Source organism: Streptomyces sp. CA2R106 (assembly GCF_037034245.1).
GTDB lineage: Bacteria > Actinomycetota > Actinomycetes > Streptomycetales > Streptomycetaceae > Actinacidiphila.
In genome coordinates this window covers 1-3,042 of the sequence record NZ_JBAGKC010000095.1, presented here as the reverse complement: position 1 = coordinate 3,042, position 3,042 = coordinate 1, and the positions used below count along the sequence as shown (strand labels likewise).

Annotated in this window: 2 protein-coding genes; both read left to right on the top strand. The window is 68.1% G+C overall.

Translation table 11 applies throughout. The features are described from left to right. Positions 1-2,688, top strand: a 2,688-nt coding sequence (locus tag WA788_RS35145; RefSeq protein WP_335984472.1) for an SDR family NAD(P)-dependent oxidoreductase, incomplete at its 5' end; no start/stop codon positions are given. 27 nt (positions 2,689-2,715) lie between these two features. After that, positions 2,716-3,042: beta-ketoacyl synthase N-terminal-like domain-containing protein (locus tag WA788_RS35140; protein ID WP_335984469.1), on the top strand; the 327-nt coding region annotated here is incomplete at its 3' end.

Below are 3,042 nucleotides of genomic sequence, written 5' to 3'. Positions count from 1 at the left end.
CTGTCGCTGGCCGCGATGCCGTGGCTGGCCGACCACGCGGTCCACGGCACCGTCCTGTTGCCGGGGACGGCGTTCGTGGACCTGGCCGTCCACGCCGGCGACCTGGCCGGGTGCAGTGTCCTGGAGGAGTTGACGCTCCAGGAGCCCCTGGTCCTTCCCGCCTCCGGTGGCGTGCAGGTCCAGGTCCAGGTCGGCGACAGTGACGGCGGCAGTGGCCGGCGAACCGTAACGGTCTCTTCCCGTGAGGGTGAGGGCGAATGGGTGCGGAACGCCGTCGGTGTGTTGGCCCTCGCCGATGGCGAGCCGGTCCCGGCCCCACTGTCCGTGTGGCCTCCGGTCGGCGCGGAGCCGGTTCCGGTCGACGACGCCTACGACAGGCTGGCTCGGCAGGGTTACGGTTACGGTCCGGCGTTCCAGGGGCTGCGGCAGGCATGGCGGGCCGGGGACACCGTCTACGCCGAGGCGGAGCTGCCTGAGGCCGTCGAAGATGACGTTGCCGGTTTCGGCCTGCACCCTGCCCTCCTCGATGCCGCGCTGCACGCCCTCATCACTGCCAGCAGTTCCAGCAGTGGCAGCGACAACGGTGGGGCGACGGGGTTGCCGTTCGCGTGGTCGGGGGTGCGTTTGCTGGCGGGCGGTGCCCGCCACCTGCGGGTGGTGCTGACCCCTGGGGCAGCTGGGGTCTCGGTCACCGCGTTCGACGCTGTTGGTGAACCCGTTCTGCAAGCACGATCGTTGGTGCTCCGGGAGGTTGCACCAGGGCAACTGGGCGGGTCGGGTCGGGCGGCCAGGCAGTCGTTGTTCACAGTGGACTGGGTCCCACTGATGGTGCCGCAGACCCCTGACACCGTCGCGGTGCAGTGGGTGCGGCATGGCGAGTCGGTCGGGTCCGAGCTGGCGCCGGTGGTGGTCGCCCCGGCGCCGACCACCCCGTTCGGGATGTCGGAGCCGCAGGCGGCCCACCAGGCTGCTGTGACGGTGTTGGGTTGGGTGCAGCAGTGGCTGGCCGATCCCGAGACGGACAACGCGCGGTTGGTGATCTGGACCCAGGGCGCAGCTATCGGGCAGGACCTGGCCGGTGCCGCGGTGGTGGGCCTGGTGCGCTCGGCGCAGTCCGAGCACCCGGGGCGTGTGCTGTTGGTCGACGTCGACCCGGCCACTGACCTGGACCCGACCCAAGACGCTGACGTGGACACCGTCATGGCCCTGGCACTGGGTGCTGACGAGCCGGAGATCCGCATCAGTCCCGCACTTGACGGCGGCAGCGGTGTGGCGGTGTTCGGGCGTCGGCTGACCCGGGCCGGGACGAAGGAGCCCGGAGCCGTGCCCGCCGAGTGGGACCCGCAGGGCACCGTGCTGGTCACGGGTGGGACGGGGACGTTGGGTGGGGAGTTGGCCCGGCACTTGGTCACCGTGCGTGGCATACGGCATCTGGTGTTGTTGTCGCGACGCGGCCCGGCCGCACCGGGCGCGGCCGGGCTGGTTGCGGAGTTGGCTGAGCTGGGCGCGGACGTCCGGGTGGAGGCCGGAGATGCCGCCGACCGGGACGCCCTCGCCTCGGTCCTGGCCAAGATCGCAGTCGAGCGGCCGCTGACGGCAGTGGTGCACGCAGCCGGCGTGATCGACGACGCCACCGTGGAGTCACTGACACCGCAGCGGATGGCGACCGTCCTGTCGGCGAAGGCTGACGCGGCCTGGAACCTGCACGAACTGACCGAGGACATGGGCCTGGCCGGGTTCGTGCTGTACTCTTCGGCCGCAGCCATCCTGGGCAATCCGGGGCAAGGTAGCTATGCCGCGGCGAACGCGTTCCTGGACGCCCTGGCCGTCTATCGCCAGGAACGTCACCTTGCCGGTCAGTCGCTGGCGTGGGGCCTGTGGGAACAGACCTCGGAGATGACCGAGCAACTGGAGGGTGCGGGCCTGTCCCGTCTGCGCCGCGGCGGCATCGAGCCGATGTCGACCGTCCAGGGTCTGGCCCTGTTCGACGCCGCGGTCGCGTGGGACGTGCCGTTGGTGGTGCCGGCCCGTTTGGACTTGGCCGCGCTGTCTCGTCCGGGTGTTTCGCCTTCACCGTTGTTGAGTGGTCTGACGGCGGGTTCTCCGGGTCGTCCTGTCGCTGCCGCGGCAGCCGCGGGTGGAGGCGGGTTGGCCGCGCGGCTGGCCGAACTCGGCCCGGCCGATCGTGAGGAGGAGGTCCTGCGGGTCGTCCGGACCGCTACGGCGGTGGTGCTGGGTCATGCCAGCCCGGCGGAGCTGGACCCTGAGCGGGCGTTCCGCGACATGGGGATCGATTCGCTGACCGCGCTGGAGCTGCGCAACCGGCTCGCCACCGAGACCGGCCTCACTCTTCCCGCGACTCTCGTCTTTGACCATCCGACACCGGTTGAACTCGCCCGTCACCTGCGGCCGGGAATATTTGCCGATGGCGAAACAGGAATGGCGACAATGATCGGCGAGCTCAACCAGGTCGAATCCAATCTTCTGAAGATGGCGGGAAGCTGTGAGAAGCCCGACGATATTACGAGAATCCTGCGCGGAATGCTGTCGAGATGGGTAGAGGTGCAGGGAGATTCTCGGTCGGAATCCGATGAGTCCTCCGCGTTTGATTCGGCGACTCCCGATGAGGTATTTGACTTCCTTGACAAAGAATTCAGATTCCATGAGTCGCCATCAGATGAAAACTGATTGCCGAATCGACGAGGGGGTCCATTGATGGAAAACCAGGAAAAACTTTTCGACTATCTGAAGAAGACGTCGGCCGAGCTCGTCCAGACGCGCAATCGCCTGCGAAAGCTGGAGGAACGCGAGCAGGAGCCGGTGGCAATCGTGGGGATGGGTTGTCGGTTCCCGGGTGGGGTGAAGGATCCGGAGGGTTTCTGGCGGTTGGTTGCCGGGGGGACCGATGCGATGTCGGGGTTCCCTGGCGACCGTGGCTGGGATCTGGAAGGTTCGGGTGTCTTCGATCCCGGTGATGGGAGTCAGGATTACGCCCGGGTGGGCGGGTTCGTAGGTGATGCGGGTGATTTCGATGCGGAGTTC